The following is a 19,057-nucleotide window of genomic DNA, read 5'->3' as shown; positions in this document are numbered from 1 at the left end:
TGTTTCGGAAGGCTCAGGCGACCTTCAGGTCCACCTTGATGTTGCCGCGGGTGGCGTTGGAGTAGGGGCAGACCTCGTGGGCCTTTTCCACGAGGGACTGGGCCGTCGCGGCGTCCACGTTGGGGATGGAGGCGACGAGCTCGACCTCGAGGCCGAAGCCGCCGGCACCGTTGGCGCCGATGCCGACCTTCGCGGTCACGGTCGAGCCGGAGATGTCGGCCTTCTCGCGGCGGGCGACCACGCCGAGCGCGCCCTGGAAGCAGGCGCTGAAGCCGGCGGCGAAGAGCTGCTCGGGGTTGGTGCCCGCACCGCTGCCGCCCATCTCCTTCGGCGGGTTCACGACGACGTCGAGCTTGCCGTCGTCGCTGGCGACACGGCCGTCGCGGCCGTTCTCGGCGGTGGCCACGGCGGTGTACTTGACGTCTATCTGCTGGATGGACATAAGTGCCGATTCCTCCTGGGGTGTGCCGTGTCGCGCGCCCGCCCGACCGGCAGTTGTGGAATTACTTTATCGGATTACGGAAGAGGGGGAGGGGGAAGCGTCCGCGCTTCCCCCGTGGTGCGTCAGGCGTTCAGCGCGACGACCATCTTTCCGGTGTTCTCACCGCGCAGCATGCCGAGGAACGCCTCGGCGCCGCTCTCGATTCCGGGCGAGACGGTCTCGTTGTACTTGAGCTCACCGGACCGCACCCAGGCGCCGACCTCGCGGACGAACTCCGCCTGGAGGTCCTGGTGGTCCTGGACGAGCATGCCCCGCACACTCAGCCGCTTGCCGATGATCATGGCCATGTTGCGCGGGCCCGGCGTCGGCTCCGTGTCGTTGTAGCCCGCGATCATGCCGCAGATGGTGATGCGGCCGTGGACGTTGAGGCGGCTGATGGCGGCCTCCAGGTGCTCGCCGCCGACGTTGTCGAAGTAGACGTCGATGCCGTCGGGGGCCGCTTCCTTGAGCTGCTCGGCGACCGGGCGCTCGTCGCGGTAGTTGAACGCCGCGTCGAAGCCGTACTCCTCGGTCAGGAGCTTGACCTTCTCGTCCGATCCCGCGGAGCCGATGACGCGCGAGGCGCCCTTGAGGCGGGCGATCTGGCCGACCTCACTGCCCACGGCACCCGCGGCGCCGGAGACGAAGACCGCGTCGCCCTCCTTGAAGGACGCGACCTCGAGCAGACCCGCGTACGCCGTCAGGCCCGTCATGCCGAGCACGCCCAGATACGCCGACAGCGGCGCGGCCTCGGGGTCCACCTTCGTCGCGTACTGCGCGGGCACCGACGCGTACTCCCGCCAGCCCGCGAAGTGCAGGACGTGGTCGCCCGCCGCGAAGCCGTCCGCGTTCGACGCCACGACGACGCCGACCGCGCCGCCCTCCATGGGCTGGTCGAGCTGGAAGGGCGGGATGTACGACTTGACGTCGTTCATACGGCCGCGCATGTACGGATCGACCGAGAAGTAGAGGTTGCGGATCAGCACGCGGCCTTCCGCCGGGGCCTCGACCGGGGCCTCGCGCAGCGCGAAGTCCTCCGGGACCGGCCAGCCGTGCGGGCGGCGCACGAGGTGCCAGGCGCGGCCGGTGGCCGGGAGCTTCTCGGGGGTGACGGACATGGGTGGCGTCCTCCTCAGACTTGCCTCGGACCCTGATGCGGTCAGCGATGCTGCTACGCCGTGGCTCACGTCAGGAATGCTTCATGTTCTGAAATAAGCATGCGCTTCGATATTTCATGTTGTCAAGTAAATGGGTAACCTGGTGGGCATGGTCACCCAGAAGCCCGGCACGCCCGCCCCCCGCATCGATCCGCTGACGCTCGAGGTCGTCGAGCTCATCGGCGACGTCGTGGCGCGCTACTACCAGGAGTACGAGGTCGCCGCGGGCAAGCACGCGCTGACCGGCGCGCAGGCGCGGGTGCTCGGGCTGCTCTCGATCGAGCCCATGCCGATGCGCCGCATCGCGCGGAAGCTGAAGTGCGAGCCGTCGAACGTCACCGGCATCGTGGACCGCCTGGAGGCGCGCGGCCTCGTCGAGCGGCGGCCCGACCCGGCCGACCGGCGCGTGAAGCTGGCGGCGCCGACCGAGGAGGGGCTCAGCACCGCGCGCAGCCTGCGGGAGTCACTGGACTTCGCCCGTGAGCCGCTGGCCGAGCTGTCGCGGGACGAACGGGTCTCGCTGCGCGGGCTGCTGCGGCGGATGCTCGGCGAGGACGCGGAGTCACCCAGGGCCTGAGTCTTACGTGCACCACCACAGGAACCTGTCGCACGTCTCCGACGGGCTCGGGTCCGGTTCCTGGGGGTCGCTCGGCGGCTTCGTGGTGGAGGGGTCCGGGTCGGGGTCCGGGTCCTGCGGGCGGCTGGTGGTGGGGGTGCCGGAGGTGGGCTCGGGGTCGGGGCCGCCGGAGGTGCCGCCGGAGCCGGTCGCCCCCTCGGTGGCGCCGCCGCTCTGCCGGTCCTCGTCGTCGGGGCTCGACTCGTCCTTGCCGTCGTCCCGGTCGCCCTTGTCCTTCTTTTTCTTGTCCTTGTCCGCTGCGGACTCCGATGCCGACGGCGACTTGGACGACGACACCGGCTCCGCGGACGCGCCCGCCGCGTCCGATGCCCCGTCGGCGTTCCCCGAGCCGTCCGACGGGTCGTCCGAGGACTCCTCGCGGTCCGGCGCGGACGCCGTCTTCTGGTCGTCGGAGGCGAACTCGGTGCCGAGTTCGGCGAGGCTCAGTCCGCCCGCTGCGAGGACGATGCCCGCGGTGATCAGAAGGATCTTGCGGCGCCTGCGGCGGTGCTGGGCGGCTTTGCGACTGCGTTCCCTGCGGCGGCCTCGGCCGCGGACCCTGCTCCGCGGCTCCTGTTCGTCGTCGGCCTCGTCGAGGTCCTCGGGCTCGTCCTGGACGGAGAGCGCCTCCGCGTACTCACGACAGGCTTCGGCCGGGGTGCCGCACCCCGGGCAGGCGAGGGCGCCGTTGAGGTGCCTGTGGCACGCGTGGCAGTAGTCCATGAGGCTTGGAGGCTAGGTCCCGGGCCGGTACGGAGGAAGCCGAAGCTGTGAATGTTGTGTGCGGAACCGAACCGTCCGGCGTGTCATCGCGTCCGGGGCGGCGGGGAACCTTCCCGGTTCGTCACGTCCGGCCCAGTTCGCCCCGCAGCCTGCGGGCGCGCAGCACCAGTTCCAGCTCGAAGCGGCGGTCGGGGTCGTCCACCTCGTCGCCCCACAGCTCCCTGATCTGACGCAGGCGATAGCGCACCGTTTGCGGGTGCACACCAAGCCGGGCGGCGACCTCGGGGGCGCCGCCGCGGGTCTCCAGCCAGGCGAGCAGGGTCTGGGCGAGGCGGCGGCCGTGTGCCGGGCCGCAGTGGTCCAGGGGCGCCAGGCAGCGGCGGGAGAGGTCCTCGATGAGTTCCTCGGGCTGGAGCAGGACGAGGGCCTCGGTGTGCTCGGTGCAGTACAGGACCTCGCCGGCGGGCAGCAGTCCGCGCTCCATGAGGCCGACCGCGGCCTCGGCCCAGCGCAGCGACTTGGCGGCGTCGGCCAGCGGCACCGGCGGGCCGATGGCGCCCGACCAGCCGGTCATGGCGCGGCGCAGGAGTTCGGGGCGGCCCGCGGCGTCCGGGTCGGGCACGACCATGCGGGGCTGCTCGGCCTCCATGTCGAGCAGCACGCCCTCGCCGACGGCGGGCGCGACGGCCTCGCGGGCGGGGCGCAGGAGCACGCCCACCGCGACGCGTTCGGGAAGTTGCCAGCCGACGCGGGCGGCCCGCTCGTCCAGGCCGTTCTCGGCGCCGAGCGCGGAGGCGGCGGAGGTGTCGGGGCGTCGCTCGGACAGCAGCAGCTCCATGAGTTTGCGTTGCAGGCGCAGACGTTCGCCGGCCTGCCGCGCTGCCGCCTCCGCGTAGCCGCGTACCGACTGGTCGACCAGGCCGTCGAGGTACTCGAAGCCGGACTCGGCGAGCTCGTACATGGCGGGCGGCGGGATCTCGGTCTGCTGGCCGATCTCGGCGAGGCGGCGCCAGGCGAGGCGGACGCCGAGGCGGTAGATGGCCTGGAGCGAGTCGAGGCTGCGGCCGTGCAGGCCCTCACCCCGGCCGAATTCCTGGAAGACCTCCGGGTGGTAGCGCGGCCTGCCCTCGCGGGTGGCGAGCTGCTGGACGAAGCCCTCCAGGGCGCGGCGGATGCCGACGAGCGCCATGGGCTCGCCGGAGTCGTCGAGGACGACGGGCAGACCGGGATATTCGGCGCGTATCTCTCGCAGGATGTCCTGCGCGAGCACCGGGACCTCCTCCAGGGCGAGCGCGGCGAACCGGCGCACCTGGAGCGGCGGCACGTCCCGCCAGGCGGAGCGCGACGACTCGGAGCCGGAACTCCCGGGGGCGCCCTCGACGACGCCCTCGGCGTCAACGGACTCGGGGGCACTTTCGGACACGCTTCTCGGGGCGGCGGCCACGTCGGTCACTGGTCCCGCTCGGGTGTCTCGTAGTGCACGAGCGGCCGGTTCGGCTGGTCGGGCGTGGCGTTCAGGAGCGCGACGATGCCGAGCGCGGCGCCCACGGCGAGAGCCGCGGCGGCCACGACGGTCAGCGTGGCGGCAAACATTCGGTGCATACAGGGTCAGCCTCTCTGCTGGAGGTCGTCCCCTACCCCGCCCCGCAGGTGCCCAGTGTCAACAACGCATTGACACTGCGTCAAGGGTCCGCCTAGCGTTCGCGACCCATACGGGTCAGTAACTCCGTGGAAACAGCGCCGCATCATTTCGGACATTCCGGCGGCAACAGCACCGCAGCAGTCCCCAACTCGTGGGCAATCCACCACAGTTGACCGATCGTCCCCCGTTACGTCCTCATGGCAGGAGCGCCGGATGACGCGCCGCAAAGCATCGCCCTTGTCCCTGGTCCTGCTCGGCCTGGGCGCCTTTCTGCTTGTCCTGGCACCACTGCTGGCCTGGTACGTCGAGCCGCGCGCCAAGCGCACGCCGACCGACATCGACCAGATCACCGTCTTCCGTGGCACAGGCAGCTATTTCGACACCCAGAAGATCAAGACCGTCAAGAAACAGCGCCTGACCATCACCCGGCAGGTGCGCGGCGACGTCGCCGACAGCGAGAAGTCAGGTCGGGCCGTCTGGGACGTATCGACCTCCATCGACCCCGACAAGTCGCTGCCCGCGGCCGATCCGCATGACTCTCTGCAGTGGACGCTCGAACGCTGGGTGACCGACCGCAAGACCAACAAGCCCGTGCACTGCTGCGGCGAAAAGCCCTATTTCGAGGGCGAGGTGTATCTGAAGTTCCCCTTCGACGTCGAGAAGCGCACCTACCTGTGGTGGGACCCCACCCTCGGCGACACCGTGCCGCTGGCCTACCGCGGCAAGAAGAAGATCCAGGGGTACGAGGGCCTCCGCTTCACCGGCACCGTGAAGGCCGCCAAGACCGGCACCCGGCAGGTGCCGGGACGCATGGTCGGCCTGCCCAAGCGCAGCCAGGTCATGGCCGAGGAGTGGTACGCCAACCACGGCGTCGAGCTGGTCGCCGACCAGCGCACGGGCCGGATCATCTACGCCGCGATCGGCCCTCGCAAGACATTGCGGGCACCCGGGGGCAAGAAGGACGTCACGGTACTGCTCGACAGCAAGCGCATCGGGTTCACCGAGAAGACCCAGAAGTCCCAGGTGAAGCTGGCCGACGACGACAGCTCGCGCCTGAAGCTGGTGGGCGAGACGCTCCCGCTGGTCTCCGTGGTGCTCGGCGGCGCCCTCGCGCTGCTCGGCGGCGCCCTCGTCGTACGTGGCCGGGAATCGGGGTCGAACGGGGCGCGAAGGGACGGTGAAGGACCGGATTCGAACGGTCCACATTCCGAAACGTCCCCAAATTCCCTGCAACCCACCACGATGTGATGAGACGTCAGGTCTAAGAAGGGCCGAAATTGTCACCCCGGTGAGTAGCCGCGCCGTTCCTTGCGGCGAAAACTATCCACTCAACCAAGACACAGTCCCCGCACAGTCCCAGCACAACGGTCGCGCAGCCCGACCCCCGCAGTCCCCCGCAGTCCCCCGAGTTCCACCCCGCGCGCACCGTCCCCGCCCCGCCCCGCACCACCCGCGGAAACCCCCGCGAGACCCAGCGCCGCAGAACGGCCAGAGCGAACGGAACCACCCGCACGACCGGGCCCCACCCCGGGAGCCACCTGTAAGCCCCCACAGTTCCGCACCCCGAGACGAGTTGGAGCACCGATGCCCCAGCACGTGCCGTCGTCGCTGCGCCCGGTCGCTCCGCGGCCCGCGCGGCTCCTTCCGGCGCTCCCCCCGCAGCCGCGCCGGATCGCATTCCTCGCCCGCCGCGACCTGGCCAACCCGGCCGCGGGCGGTTCCGAACTCCTCGTCGACCGCCTGGCCGACGGACTGACAGGCCACGGCCACCAGGTGACGCTGCTCTGCGGCGGCCCGGCCGCGTACCGCGACTACCGCGTGGTGTCCGCGGGCGGCGACCTCGGCCACTACCTGCGCGCCCGCTCGGCGTTCACGCGCCAGATCGGCGACTGCGACCTGCTGGTCGAGGTGTGCAACGGCATGCCCTACCTCGCCCCGCTCTGGCACCGCGGCCCCACGCTGTGCCTGGTCAACCACGTCCACACCGAGCTGTGGTCGATGCGCTTTCAAGGCGCGCTCGCCCCGGCCGCGCGCCTCGGGCGGCGCCTCGAGCACTGGGCGCTCTCGGGCGCCCAGCGCGGCAATCTCCTGGTGGCGGTCTCGCCGTCGACGGAGAAGGCCCTGGTGGACCTCGGTGTCGAGCGTGACCGGATCCGCGTCGTGCACAACGGCGTCGAGGAGCCGGGACCGCTCCACGAGCGGTCCGACGAACCGCTGTTCCTGGCCATGGGCCGGCTCGTCGAGTACAAGCGCGTCGATCTGCTGCTGCGGCTGTGGGAGCGGGTCCGCCCGGTCACCGGCGGCCGTCTGGTGATCGTCGGCGACGGGCCCGAGCGGGAGCGTCTCGAACGCCTCGCGGGCCCCGGCGTGCAGTTCACCGGCCATGTGTCGGAGGCCGAGAAGCACCGGCTGCTCTGCGAGGCGTGGATGCTCCTGCACCCGTCGGCCGTCGAGGGCTGGGGCCTGGTCGTCACCGAGGCCGCGGTGCGCGCGACGCCCGCGATCGGCTTCGACGTACCCGGCGTACGCGACTCGATCGAGGACGGCGTGACCGGGCTGCTCGCGGGCGGCGAGAGCGCGTTCGCCGCCGCCTGGTGCACGCTCGCGCTCAGTGCCGAGCGGCGCCGGTCCTTCGGCAAGGCCGCGGCGGAACGCGCCGCGCAGTTCCGCTGGACGAACACCGTCCGCCAGTTCCGCGCGGTGGCCGCGGAGGCCGTCGCCGCCTACGAGCCGCCGGCGAAAGCGAAGGGATCTGTGTGAAGGACCCGTCGCTGCGCCGCTCCATATCCCTGTTCCGGGCCTTCCTGCGGGAGCAGCAGGAGCCCGAGCGGTGCTACGCGCTGCTCGCCAGGGACGCCGCCGACCAGGTCGAACGGCACATTCCGGTCAAGGACCGGGTGGTCGTCGACGTCGGCGGCGGCGGTGGCTACTTCACCGAGGAGTTCCGCAGGCGCGGCGCGCAGGCCTTCCTCTTCGAGCCCGACCCGGCCGAACTCGGCGCGAAGCCCCCCGAGGGCTCCGTGGTCGCCGACGGCTATCTGCTGCCGCTCGGTGACGGCGTCGCCGACGTCACGTTCTCCTCGAACGTCCTGGAGCACGTCGACGACCCGCAGACCTTCCTCAGCGAGATGGTGCGCGTCACCCGCCCCGGCGGACTGATCTACGTGGCGTTCACCAACTGGTACTCCCCCTGGGGCGGCCACGAGTGGGCGCCCCTGCACTACTTCGGCGCCGAGCGGGCCCGCGCCCGCTACGAGCGCCGCACTGGCAGACCCGCCAAGCACAAGCTCGGCGAGAACCTCTTCGCGCACCACGTCGGACCCACGCTCAGACAGGTGCGGGCCCGCGACGACGTCCAGGTCGTCTCGGCCCGCTCCCGGTACTGGCCGTTCTGGGCCGAAACGGTGGCGAAGGTACCGGGCGTGCGCGAAGTCGCCACCTGGAACCTCCTCCTCATCCTCAGGCGGTGTCCATGACCACCACGGTCCAGTCCCCACCCCCGGCGGCCCTGAAGCCGACGGCGCCCGCGCCCGAACCCGGGCGCGGGCCGCGCTCACGGCGCTGGCTCGCCGGGTTCTGGGCCGTGGTGCTCGTGTGCTTCCTGGCCGTGCAGCCGGGGCGGATGACGTTCGACACCAAGCTCGGTGTCGCCGTCGACCCCTGGCAGTTCCTGTCCGACCTCGGCCAGCTCTGGCACGACCGGGGCGGCTTCGGCGGCATCCAGGACCAGTACATCGGCTACGCCTTCCCGATGCTGCCGTTCTACGCCCTGGCCGACCTGGTGCAGCTGCCGGTGTGGCTGGCCGAGCGGCTGTGGATGTCGCTGATCGTCGCCGTCGCCTTCTGGGGCGCGCTGCGGCTCGCGGAGCGGCTGAACATCGGCAGTCACGGCTCACGCCTTCTCGGCGCGGTGGTGTACGCGCTGTGGCCGACGTTCACCGTCGTGGTCGGCTCGACGTCGGCGGCGGCGCTGCCCGGCGCGTTCCTGCCGTGGGTGCTCATCCCGCTCACCAACGCCCGTGTGACCGCGCGGATCGCGGCGTTCCGCTCCGCCCTGTTCATCCCGTTCATGGGCGGCGTGAACGCGGCGTCGACGCTGGCGTCGCTGCTGCCCGTGGCCCTCTATCTCCTTTCGCGGCCGAACGGCCCGCGCAAGCGCAAGCTGATCACCTGGTGGGTGCCGGGCGTCGTCCTGGCCACCGCCTGGTGGGTGGTGCCCCTGCTGCTGCTCGGCTTCTACGGCGAGAACTTCCTTCCGTACGTGGAGAACTCGGCCACCACGACGGGCACGATGTCGGCCACCGAGACACTGCGCGGCGCCGGTAACTGGGTGGCGTACCTCCACTTCGGCGAGGCCTGGCTGCCCGCCGGCTGGACCGTCGCGACGGCCGTGGTCCCCATCGTGTGCTCGGCGCTCGCCGCCGCCCTCGGCCTCGCCGGGCTCGCCCGGCGCGATCTGCCGGAGCGGCGCTGGCTGGTGCTCACCGTCGTCTCCGTCGCCCTGGTCACCCTGGCCGGGTACGGCGGCGCGTTCGGCGGGCCCTTCCACGGCACCGTGCAGGACTGGCTGAACGGCGGGCTCGTGCCGTTCCGCAACATCTACAAGTTCCAGACCGGGCTCGCCCTCGCCCTCGCCTTCGGCCTCGCGCATCTCGTGGGCATGGCGGCGCGGGCGCGCGGGGCGCGGCCGGTGCGGGGGCGGCGGTACGCGCCCCTTGTGGCGGCCGCCCTGGTGCTTCCGGGGCTCGCGTGGCCGTATCTCAACGGCTCGATCCTGCAGCCCGGTTCGTTCAACAAGCTCCCCGACTACTGGGACGCGACGGCCGACTGGCTCGACAAGTACTCCCCCGACTCGCGCGCCCTGGTCGTGCCCGCGACCGCGCACGGCGTCTACACCTGGGGCTCGCCCATCGACCAGCCCCTCGACGTGCTCGCCGACTCCCGCTGGGCGCAGCGCGACTACGTGCCGTTCGGCACCAAGGGCAACCGGCGCGCCATGGACGCCGTCGAGAACGCCCTGATGACCGGCGGCGAAGTCCCGGGCCTGCGCGACTACTTGACGCGTGCGGGCATGTACTACGTCGTCGTACGCAATGACCTGGACCCCGACCAGATCGGCTACGTCCCGACGGCGACCGTCAAGCGCACCCTGGAGGAGTCCGGGTTCTCGCGGGTCACCGGGTTCGGGCCGCAGGAGACCGGCGGGCGGATCGCCGACGACACGCCCGTGCAGGTCGAGGGCCTCTACCCGCGCCAGCGCGCGGTGGAGATCTACGCGCCGGGCAAGGACGCCGCGCGTCCCGGCCAGGCGGGCCTGAAGCCGGTGTCCAACACGGCCGTCGTCAGCGGCGGCCCCGAGGCGCTGCTCCCGCTGTCCGCCGACCCGGACATGAAGGACCGTCCCGCCGTGCTGACCGGCGACAACCACCCCGGGCTCGGCTCACCGCCCGGCCTGCAGGCGGTCGGTGACGGGCTGCGGCGCGCGGACACCCGCTTCGGCCTGGTCAACACCAACACGTCGTACACGTACACCAAGGACGAGAAGAACGCGCCGGACGCGCTCCAGGACGGCGGCGAGAAGCCGCGCCAGATCCTGCCGACGAAGGGCGTCGAGCACCAGACGACGGCCGAGCTGCGCGGCGCCAAGTCCGTGACGGCCTCCTCTTATGGCAACTGGCTCTTCCACCTGCCGCAGTACGACCCCGTGAACGCCTTCGACGGCAACCCGGACACCGCCTGGACCGAGGGCAACCCGGGCAGCCCCGACGGTGAGTGGATCAAGGCGGAGTTCACCAAGAAGACGGCCGTGCCGTCCTCGTTCAAGGTGACGCCGCTGCCGCAGCAGGGCGTGCGCTCCGCGCCGACGAAGGTGCGGGTGGAGACCGAACAGGGCAGCGCCACCACCTACTTGCAGGCCAACGGCACGACGCAGCGCGTCAAGGCCAAGGCGGGCGACACCAGTTGGGTGAAGCTGACCATCGAGGACGCGCAGGTCGCCACCAAGGGCCTGACCGGCGCCGGGTTCGCGGAGATCAGCATCCCCAAGGTGCAGATCACCAAGCTCCTGAAGATGCCCTCCGACACCGTGGGCAGGGAGGGCGACGACGCCGAGGCGGACGCCACGACGTACTCCATGCACCGCTCGGCCGACCAGAGCGGTCTGTCGCCGGTGACCGCGGAGGCCGGGCTGCACCGCAAGTTCACCACCACGGCCGACGGCGACTACAAGGTGAAGGCCAGCGCGGTCGCCACCCCCGGCTCCGCGCTCGACGAGCTGCTCTACAAGGTCGCCCCCGACCAGCGCCAGCAGATCATCGCCAGCGCCGACTCGACGTCCGGCATGGGCAACGGCCTGTCCGCGCGCAACCTCACCGACGGCGACCTGACGACCGCCTGGATCGCCGGTGACCGGCCGGTCATCCATCTGCGGTGGCCCGGCAAGGTGCCCGTCGGCGAGATCGTCCTGCCCCCCGCGGGCGGCCTGTCGTCCCGGCCGGAGAAGATCGAGATCAGCTCTCCGGACGGCGCGGCGACCGCCGGGGTCGACGAGAACGGCAACGCCCGCTTCACGCCGATCACCACCGACCGCCTCGACATCACGATCACGAAGACGGCGCCGCTCACCCTGCACAACCCGGTGGCGGACGAGAAGCTGCAGCTGCCCGTCGGCCTGACCGAGGCCTACGTCCCCGCGCTCGACGCGTACCGCACCAAGCAGCCCTCGCCGAGCCGCACCTTCGAACTCGCCTGCGGCGAGGGCCCGGCGGTGTCCGTCGACGGCAAGCTGTACTCGTCCAGTGCCAAGGGCACCGTGCGGGACCTGGTGGACCGGCGGCCCGTCGAGCTGACGCTGTGCGACGACGGCAAGAAGCAGCGGTCGGTGGAGCTCGCCGCCGGGAAGCACCGCGTGGAGGCCGGTGACGGGGGTCCGCTCGCCGTCACCGACGTCTCGCTGACGCGCGGCACCCCTGGCGCCATCGAATCCACCTCGCGCGAGCTGAAGATCGACGACTGGCTGGGCGACCGGCGCGAGGTGACCGTCGGCGACGGCGCCGCCTCGTACCTGACGACGTACGAGAACGTCAACGACGGCTGGAAGGCCACCCTGGACGGCAAGGAGCTGCGTTCGGTGCGGCTCGACGGCTGGCAGCAGGGCTGGCTGGTACCGGCAGGCGAGGGCGGCAAGCTCAAGCTCGTCTACGAGCCGTCCACGGCGTACGAGGCCGGGCTCATCGGCGGCGGAGTGGGCGTCCTCGCCCTGGTGGCCCTCGTGTTCGTGCGGCGCCGCGAGCCGAACCCGGACGGGCCCGACCTGGCGCCGCCCGCGCCCGGCCTGGTGCTCGGCACGATCGCGCTGACGCTGATCGGCGTGGTCGTCGCGGGCTGGTTCGCACTGCTCGTGCCCGCCCTTGCGCTGCTCGCCTGGCGACGGCACACGCTGCTCGTGCCGGTGGCGTTCCTGGCGATGGCCGGGGCCGGCATCGCGGCGGCGACCGGCGCGGGTGAGGCCGTGGCGGCGGACGAGGGTGCGTTCGGGCACGCGGCCCAAGTCCTCGCGTTCATCGGGTTGTTCGCGGCTCTGGTGAGTGTGCGGGGGCCGGGTGACGGCGGGGCCGGTGTGGCTGCGGGAGTCGGGGCCGGTGGGCTGGCCGGTGCTGCCGGTGGCCAGACTGGTCCTGGTGGGCCCGGTGGTCCGGCTGGTCCGGCTGGTGCTGGTGGGCCCGGTGGCCCGTCAGGTCCCGATGGCCCCGGTGGTCCGGCCGGTCCCGGTGGCCCGGGTGGCACCCCGCCCGTTCCGCCCCAGCCGACCGGCTCCCCCGACGCGACCACGATGCCGCTCGGCCCGGACCGGGACCTGGGCGCACCGACGGGCGCGCCGCCGCTGCCGCACCGCAGGCGCGGGGACGAGGGGTCGGGCGCCGAGCACGCTTCGGGGCCGGGCGAGGGCCCGGACCCGGCGTCCGGCCAAGCCCCCGCCTCCGGCCGGGACTTCGGCTGGGGCGGCGCGGGTCAGCCCCCGTCGGGCGCCCCGGCCGACCCCGGCGCCCCCGACACCGACCCCACCCAGCAGCTCCCTCCGTACGAAGCCGGACCGACCCTCTCGGCCCGTGGCCCCGACCCCCTGCGCAAGGACGACCCCGCCCCCGTGGAGGACTCCGTCCCGGGAGAGGGCACGACCACGGACGAGGGCACGGGACCCGGACGGGGTACGCGCTCGGGCGAGGACCCGCGTACGGGAGAGGGCAACGCACCATGACCGCCCCGGAACACCCCGCCTCCGTGCAGGGCTCCACCCCGGCACAAAGCACCCCCACCAACGAGGGCACCCGCCCCCGACGGGGCACTCACCCGGGAAAGGACCCCCGCACGGGAGAGGACACCGCACCATGACCGCCCCGGAACACCCCGCCTCCGCGCAGGACTCCACCCCGGCACAAAGCACCCCCACCAACGAGGGCACCCGCCCCCGACGGGGCACCCGCCCGGGGAAGGGCCCACGCACGGGAGAGGACAGCGCACCATGACCGCCCTGGAACACCCGGCACGGCGTGCGGACGGCCCCGGCCGGCCGCCGCGCCGGGTGCCGTTCCCCGTCGTCGACGAAGTCGCCCGGCACTGCCTGCAGGAGCAGGAGCCGGAGACCGTCCACATCGAGGTGCACCTGCCGGGCACGCCGGACCCCGAGCGCCTGAAGACGGCGTTCGGAGATGCGCTGCGCAGCCACCCGCGCATCCTCATGCGGGAGGCGCGCGGCGCCTGGTACCGGCGCCGCTACGAGTGGGAGCTCACCGAGGCGCCGGACGTGGAGGTGGTCACGTTCCCGGCGGCCGAGCCGGACGCGCTGAAGCGGGCGCGCGAGCGCGCCCTGTGCGACGCGCCGCCGCTCACCGCGTCCCCGCCGATCCGCCTGGAGGTCGTCGCCGACCCGGAGGCGGGCGGCGAATCCAGCGTGCTTTTCCTGACCATCAACCACACCGCCCTCGACGGCCCGGCGTGCCTGCGCGTGCTCGCGACGGCGGCCGAGCTGTACGGCGGCCGGGACAACGCGCCCGCGGCGCCCCCGACCCGTACTCCCGTGGCGGCGAACGGCGAGGGCGGCCCCGATCAGGCGCCGTCCGGCCTGCCGTCGCCGTGGGCCGCCCCGGCCCGCGTCGCCCACGGCACCCCCGCCCCTTCCCCAAGCTCTCGGCTTCGCTCGAGCAGGGGAGACCCCATTCCGGGCAACGGCATGCTCGTCGCCGACCTGCCGGTGCCGCGCCGCCCCAAGGGCGCGCCGTACACCGTCAACGACCAGCTGATGGTGGCGACCGCGCTGATGATCGCGCACTGGAACCGCGAACACGGCTCCAGGCCGCGCCCGTTGCGCATCACCATGCCCGTCGACGACCGGCCGCGCGACATGACGATGCCCATCGGGAACGGCACCCGGCTTGTGGAAGTACCGTTCGGGGCGGGCGAGTTGGGGCCGGATGCCGCCACAGGACGTTCGGGCCCGGGGGACCTGACCCCCGAGGAGATCCACGCCCTGCTGCGCCGCACCTCCGACCGCACCCGCGCCCTCAAGGCCCTGTCGCGCCCGCAGCTCGGCCACGGTGCCGCGCTGCTCACCGCGCCGGTGCTGCCGGTGACGATGCGCGCCGCCGTCACCCGCGGCCTGCGCAGGGCCGCCGCCCCGTGGACGTCCACGACGCTGCTCAGCAACATCGGCCGGGTGCCGTACGCCCTTGACTTCGGGGACGCCGGGGCCGCGTACGCCGTGTGGTTCTCCGCGCCCGCCCGGATGCCGCGCGGCCTGACCGTGACCACCGCGTCCACCGCGGGCCGCCTGCACCTGGCCCTGCGCTGGTCCCGGACGCTGCTCAGCCACGGCGACGGCGCCCACCTGCGCGACCTCTTCGAGCACTATCTGCACGCCACGCAGAACCTCCACCCGACCCCGGAGGACAGCGGCTCATGACCACGACCAGCACCACCCCTCGTACAAATGCAGAGCAACGCCCGCACGGGCTGCGGGACTTCTACGAGAACCCGGACGTGCCCGTCGCGTCCGGCGACGCCCGCAGCCTGCGCCAGGCCCGGATGCTCGCCGCCGCCCTCGGTCCGGCGGCGTCCGGCGGCGGCGTCGTCCTCGACATCGGCTGCGGCGACGGCAGCGCGGCCCGGGTCGCCGCGCCGCTGCTCACCGGGCACCGCGTCATCGGCGTCGACTGGTCCCAGGACGCGCTGCGCCGCGCGAGCGGCCACCTGCCGCACGTCGTACGCGGCGAACTCACCGACGGCGGCCTTCCGTTCGCGGACGGATCGGCGGACGCGGTCCTGTTCAGCGAGGTCATCGAGCACCTCGTGGACCCCGACAGCGCGCTCGACGAGCTGCGCCGCGTGCTGCGGCCCGGCGGCCACCTGATGCTGTCCACGCCCAATCTCGCCGCCTGGTACAACCGCGGGCTGCTGCTCGCGGGCGTGCAGCCGGTGTTCTCCGAGGTCAGCCTGCGCGGCATCCACGGCCGTCCGGGCCGCGAGGTCGTGGGCCATCTGCGTCTCTACACCGCCCGCGCGCTGCGGGAGTTCGTGGCCGCGTCCGGCTTCGACGTCGTACGGCTCGCGGGCGCGCCCTTCCACGGCGTGCCACGGCCGCTGCGTGCCCTGGACCGACTGGCGTGCGCCGTGCCGGGCGCCGCCTCGATCCTGCTGCTGCACGCGCGGAAAGCGTAGCCATGTGGTGGGGTGTGGCCGCGGCGCTGCTCGCGAACCTGCTCTACAGCACCGGATTCGTCCTGGAGAAGCGGGCCCTGACCGCGATGCCGTCGGTCAGCGTGCGCAATCCCGCCAAGCTGCTGCGCCAGGTGATCTCCAGCCCGCTGTGGATCGGCGGTTCGCTGGCGCTCGCGGCGGGCTTCGGCGCGCAGCTCGTCGTCTACCGGACGCTGCCGATCGCGGCGGCGCAGGGCATCTTCGTCTCCGGCCTCGTGCTGCTCCTGCTCCTGTCGGCGAAGCTGCTCGGCGAGCGCACGTCGGGCCGCGAGCGGTACGCGGTCGGCGCGATCCTCGTGGCGCTCCTGATGGTCGTGCTCTCCCTGAAGGAGGGCACGGACACGGTGGGCCGCGACGCCCCCGCGCCGCTCGTCCTCACCGTCTGCCTGCCCTCGCTCGCCCTCGGCCTGTGGCTGTACGGATCGGCCGAGCGCCGCAGCCGCAGCAGACACCGCCAGCCCACGACGGGCGTGGAGTACGGCGTCGCGGTGGGCCTCCTGTACGGCGTCAGCTCCCTCGCCATCAAGGGCGTCTCCAGCCATCTGCCCGCAGACTGGCACGACGGCTTCGGCGGCGCCCTGCTCGACCTGCTGCGCTCGCCGTACCCCTATCTCCTGCTCTTCACCGGCGCGTTCGGCCTGATCATGTCGCAGGCCGCGCTCCAGCGGTGCCGCGCGTCGCTGATCGTTCCTGTGTGTACGACGGTGACGTCGCTGTTCACCGCGGTGCTCGGGACGCTCGCGTTCGGCGAGGCGCTGCCCGACGACCCGGTGCGGCTCGCGCTGCGGGTCTCGGGGACGGTGCTCGCGGTGGCGGTGCTCCTGATGATGCCCAAGCACGACCCCCCGGCGCCCGCCGCGCCCGCCGAACCGACCCTGCCTCCCAAGGAGCTGATGCCCTGATGAACGCCGATGACCCACTGCTGAAGATCCTCGCCTGCCCGCTGGACAAGGGTCCCCTCGTCCTCCTGGAACCCGACGAGGTCCTCCTTGACGAGGCGGCCGAGGCGGCCGAGCCGGCCCCCGCGCCGGAGCAGTCCCTCTACAACCCGCGCCTGCACCGCCGCTACCCGATCGTCGACGGCATCCCGCAGCTCCTGCCGTCCTCCGGGGAGCAGGTCACGGAGGATGAGCACGAGCGTCTCCTGAAGCGGACCTCGACGTGACGGCGGGCGAGGAGAACAGCGCGGGTGGCGCACCGGCCGCCCCCGCGAGGAAGACCCTCGCCGCCCGTGTCGCGCCACGGCTGCCCACGCGTGCCGTGGCCGCCCTGGCCCGCGCCGTCTATCCGCGCTTCGAGCCCGAGCTGGCCCGCCTGGGCGATCTCTGCCCGCCCGGCTGCGGCACCGCCGTGGACGTCGGCGGCTGGTACGGGCCCTGGTCGCGCCGTCTCGCCGGGCGGGCGCGGCGTGTGATCACCGTCGAGCCGGTGCCGCACCTGGCGCGGCTGCTCGCGACCGCCACGCCCGGCAACGTACGCGTGATCCAGGCGGCGGCGGGCGACCGCGACGGCACCGCGCGGCTGTGGCTGCCGCGGGACGACCGGGGCGACCGGGGTGTGTCCTCGCTGGTGCGCAGGGACGACGTGCACGCCACCGCCCTGGACGTGCGGTGCCTGACCCTGGACGGGCTCGGCCTGCGCGATGTGCACTTCATCAAGATCGACGTGGACGGCAACGAACTGCCCGTCCTGCACGGCGCCCGCGAGCTCCTCGACCGGGACCGGCCCGCGCTCTTCGTCGAGCTGGAGTACCGCATCCAGCCCATCACCCCGGTCGTCGACCACCTCGCCCACGCGCACGGCTACCGCGGCTGGGTGCTGCCCGAGGACACCTGGCTGCCCCTGGACTCCTTCGACCTGGAGGCGCACCAGCGCGCCACCTCGTACGTCGTCTCGCAGGGGCTGCTGCGGCGGGTGCTCACGCCCCGGCGGCCGCGGTACGTGAACTCGGTGCTCTTCCTGCCGGACGGGCGGCGTCCGGGCCGGCCCGCGGTGCGGGACCATGGGGCGTATGTCCGCTAGCTCCGCCGCCGGGCCCGGCTCCGGCTCGTCCCGACCCCCAGGGCCGCCCTCCGGTCCCTTCACGCCGCTGGACTTCCAGCTCGTCCTGCTGCGCCGCATGGCCGATCACAACCCGGGCCTCGTCGAGGACGCCCGGCGCGAGCTCGGGACCTCCCTCGCCGACATGCGCGAGGCCAACCGCCGCTGGCAGGCGATGCTGCACGCGCGCAAGGGCCGCGCGGCCGTCTCCCGCTACCGCTCGGTGCTCGGACAGCCCGAGGCGAGCATTCCCCGGAAGATCGGCGACCTGGAGTGCGAGGCGCTGCTCTGGCCGGTGCCGCTCTGGCCAGACCTGCGCTTCGAGGTGCTGCTCGGACCGAATGCCGCGGTGTGGAACGAGTGGCTGATCCGCGCCCCCGGCACCCCGGGCCCCGCTCTTCGCTCCCTCGCCGACCTCACCCCCTGGTCCTGCACGGTCGACGAGGCGGCCCGCGCCTTCGCGCCCGCGCGGCCCATGGAGGGGACAGCGCCTACGCGGTGGCGCCTCGCGTTCACGGCGCCGGACGGGGAGACGGGGGAACGGCGGCACTGCGTGGCGGAGTTCACGTGGGGGTTGTTGCAGCGGGTGTCGTTTCCGGAGGGGTGAGGGGCGCTCGAAGAGGCGTAGGCGGGTGTACGCGCCCTACGCGAGCGCGGCCTTCAGGATCGCCTCGGCCACCACGGGAGCCGAGCCCGGGTGGGCCCAGAGGAACAGGTTCGGCTCGACCAGTTCCAGCTCCATGACGCGCGGCTGCCCGTCGGCGCCGTCGACCAGGTCCACGCGGGCGTAGAGCAGGTCCGGGTCGCCGGGTATAGCGGCCAACGCCCGTGCGGCGACGTCGAGTTCGGCCTCGGAGGGGGCCCAGGGCCGCACACCCGGGTGGGAGACCTTCTCGGCGTCGTACGCGGTGCCCGGCGCGAGGACCGCGCCCTTCTGGATGGCGTGCAGGAAGCGGCCGCCGAGGAAGACCAGGGCGCGCTCGCCGGTCTCGTCGATGTGGGGCGCGTACGGCTGGAGCATCGCGGTGAGGCCGTCGGCGTGCAGGCGGGCGAGGTGGGCGCGGGCGGCGGGGTGCTCGTCGGGGCGGTAGCGGGCGGCGAGGCGGGCGCCCGCTCCTGCGGTGGGCTTGAGGACGAACTCGGCGCGCTGGGCGGGGAGTTCGACGTGGTCCGGAGTGAGGTAGGTGGTCGGCACCGTGGGGACGTCCGCGGCGGCGAGCTCGCCCAGGTACCGCTTGTCCGTGTTCCAGCGGACGACGTCGGCCGGGTTGGCGAGCCGGGTGACGGCGGCGACGCGCTCGGCCCAGGCCACGTACTCGGCGGCGCGCGGGGTGTAGTCCCACGTCGAGCGGATCACGACCAGGTCGTACGCGGCCCAGTCGACCGCCGGGTCGTCCCAGACGACGGCCCGCGCCGCCGCACCGGCGTCGCCGAGCGCCCGCACCAGCTCCGGAAGATCACGGTCACGCCCGTCCGCCATCTGGGAGGCACAGGTGACCAGGGCGACGGCGGGGCCTGCGGCGGTGCTCACGGGCGGCTCTCCTCATGCGGATACGTACGTCGGGCTCGGCGCAGGCTAACGCGGCCGTGGCGGGGGTGGCCAGCGGTTATGCCGTGGCGGCCGGGGAGGCCGAATCCCAAGGTCC

Annotated in this window: 17 protein-coding genes; 11 read left to right on the top strand and 6 right to left on the bottom strand. The window is 72.9% G+C overall.

The genetic code is table 11. The features are described from left to right. Window positions 1-13: 13 nt before the first annotated feature. Entirely contained in the window at window positions 14-442 is a 429-nt protein-coding gene (locus IEY91_RS15100) for an organic hydroperoxide resistance protein (RefSeq protein ID WP_164325383.1), read from the bottom strand. Between the two features lie 122 nt (window positions 443-564). Continuing rightward, the gene (locus tag IEY91_RS15095; RefSeq protein WP_164325381.1) at window positions 565-1,599 is read right to left on the bottom strand and encodes an NADP-dependent oxidoreductase; all 1,035 of its coding nucleotides are present in this window, start codon (window positions 1,597-1,599) and stop codon (window positions 565-567) included. A 148-nt stretch (window positions 1,600-1,747) separates the two neighbouring features. Between IEY91_RS15095 and IEY91_RS15090 the strand changes: the two genes are divergently transcribed. Further along, window positions 1,748-2,215 (top strand): MarR family winged helix-turn-helix transcriptional regulator, encoded by a 468-nt coding sequence (locus IEY91_RS15090; protein WP_164325379.1) that lies wholly within the window; start codon window positions 1,748-1,750, stop codon window positions 2,213-2,215. A gap of 3 nt (window positions 2,216-2,218) precedes the next feature. On the opposite strand, the gene IEY91_RS15085 is transcribed toward IEY91_RS15090, so the two are convergent. The 3 genes from IEY91_RS15085 to IEY91_RS15075 all read right to left on the bottom strand — a co-directional run bounded on the left by IEY91_RS15085 (window position 2,219) and on the right by IEY91_RS15075 (window position 4,579). Next, window positions 2,219-2,977 carry an SCO2400 family protein gene (locus IEY91_RS15085; RefSeq protein ID WP_189174317.1) on the bottom strand — a complete coding sequence of 253 codons (759 nt, stop codon included), beginning with the start codon at window positions 2,975-2,977 and terminating at the stop codon, window positions 2,219-2,221. Between the two features lie 121 nt (window positions 2,978-3,098). Beyond that, on the bottom strand, window positions 3,099-4,301 hold the full coding sequence (locus tag IEY91_RS15080; protein WP_189174487.1) for a PucR family transcriptional regulator: 1,203 nt from the start codon (window positions 4,299-4,301) through the stop codon (window positions 3,099-3,101). A gap of 125 nt (window positions 4,302-4,426) precedes the next feature. After that, window positions 4,427-4,579 carry a hypothetical protein gene (locus IEY91_RS15075; protein ID WP_189174316.1) on the bottom strand — a complete coding sequence of 51 codons (153 nt, stop codon included), beginning with the start codon at window positions 4,577-4,579 and terminating at the stop codon, window positions 4,427-4,429. A gap of 253 nt (window positions 4,580-4,832) precedes the next feature. On the opposite strand from IEY91_RS15075, the gene pgfA reads away from it, so the two are divergent. The 10 genes from pgfA to IEY91_RS15025 all read left to right on the top strand — a co-directional run bounded on the left by pgfA (window position 4,833) and on the right by IEY91_RS15025 (window position 18,018). Continuing rightward, window positions 4,833-5,867: a cell envelope lipid trafficking protein PgfA gene (pgfA, locus tag IEY91_RS15070; protein ID WP_189174315.1), complete on the top strand. Its 1,035-nt coding sequence runs from the start codon at window positions 4,833-4,835 to the stop codon at window positions 5,865-5,867. A gap of 336 nt (window positions 5,868-6,203) precedes the next feature. Beyond that, window positions 6,204-7,379 carry a glycosyltransferase family 4 protein gene (locus IEY91_RS15065; RefSeq protein WP_189174314.1) on the top strand — a complete coding sequence of 392 codons (1,176 nt, stop codon included), beginning with the start codon at window positions 6,204-6,206 and terminating at the stop codon, window positions 7,377-7,379. Beyond that, complete coding sequence (locus IEY91_RS15060) at window positions 7,376-8,095, top strand: class I SAM-dependent methyltransferase (protein WP_164325371.1); 720 nt, start codon at window positions 7,376-7,378, stop codon at window positions 8,093-8,095. Before IEY91_RS15065 ends, IEY91_RS15060 begins: the two co-directional genes overlap by 4 nt. After that, window positions 8,092-12,876, top strand: a complete 4,785-nt coding sequence (locus tag IEY91_RS15055) for an alpha-(1->3)-arabinofuranosyltransferase (RefSeq protein ID WP_189174313.1) — start codon at window positions 8,092-8,094, stop codon at window positions 12,874-12,876. Before IEY91_RS15060 ends, IEY91_RS15055 begins: the two co-directional genes overlap by 4 nt. A gap of 264 nt (window positions 12,877-13,140) precedes the next feature. Continuing rightward, a complete protein-coding gene (locus tag IEY91_RS15050; RefSeq protein ID WP_164325367.1) occupies window positions 13,141-14,577 on the top strand; it encodes a condensation protein in 1,437 nt (478 codons plus the stop codon). Next, window positions 14,574-15,332: a class I SAM-dependent methyltransferase gene (locus IEY91_RS15045; RefSeq protein WP_189174312.1), complete on the top strand. Its 759-nt coding sequence runs from the start codon at window positions 14,574-14,576 to the stop codon at window positions 15,330-15,332. Before IEY91_RS15050 ends, IEY91_RS15045 begins: the two co-directional genes overlap by 4 nt. A gap of 14 nt (window positions 15,333-15,346) precedes the next feature. Then, window positions 15,347-16,273: a hypothetical protein gene (locus IEY91_RS15040; RefSeq protein ID WP_189174486.1), complete on the top strand. Its 927-nt coding sequence runs from the start codon at window positions 15,347-15,349 to the stop codon at window positions 16,271-16,273. Further along, window positions 16,273-16,536, top strand: coding sequence for a Trm112 family protein (locus IEY91_RS15035; protein ID WP_189174311.1), 264 nt, complete (start codon window positions 16,273-16,275; stop codon window positions 16,534-16,536). Before IEY91_RS15040 ends, IEY91_RS15035 begins: the two co-directional genes overlap by 1 nt. Further along, entirely contained in the window at window positions 16,533-17,393 is an 861-nt protein-coding gene (locus IEY91_RS15030; RefSeq protein WP_164325361.1) for an FkbM family methyltransferase, read from the top strand. Before IEY91_RS15035 ends, IEY91_RS15030 begins: the two co-directional genes overlap by 4 nt. Beyond that, window positions 17,383-18,018 carry a hypothetical protein gene (locus IEY91_RS15025; protein ID WP_189174310.1) on the top strand — a complete coding sequence of 212 codons (636 nt, stop codon included), beginning with the start codon at window positions 17,383-17,385 and terminating at the stop codon, window positions 18,016-18,018. Before IEY91_RS15030 ends, IEY91_RS15025 begins: the two co-directional genes overlap by 11 nt. A 36-nt stretch (window positions 18,019-18,054) precedes the next feature. Here IEY91_RS15025 and IEY91_RS15020 read toward each other — a convergent pair whose 3' ends face one another. Beyond that, window positions 18,055-18,942: an ATP-grasp domain-containing protein gene (locus IEY91_RS15020; protein ID WP_506005021.1), complete on the bottom strand. Its 888-nt coding sequence runs from the start codon at window positions 18,940-18,942 to the stop codon at window positions 18,055-18,057. Window positions 18,943-19,057: the final 115 nt, after the last annotated feature.

Origin of the sequence: Streptomyces lasiicapitis, from assembly GCF_014646335.1 — a bacterium.
In the GTDB taxonomy this organism is placed as follows: Bacteria; Actinomycetota; Actinomycetes; order Streptomycetales; family Streptomycetaceae; genus Streptomyces; species Streptomyces lasiicapitis.
Note: the sequence above shows the minus strand (reverse complement) of the source record. Positions and strands in the feature narration are given on the sequence as shown.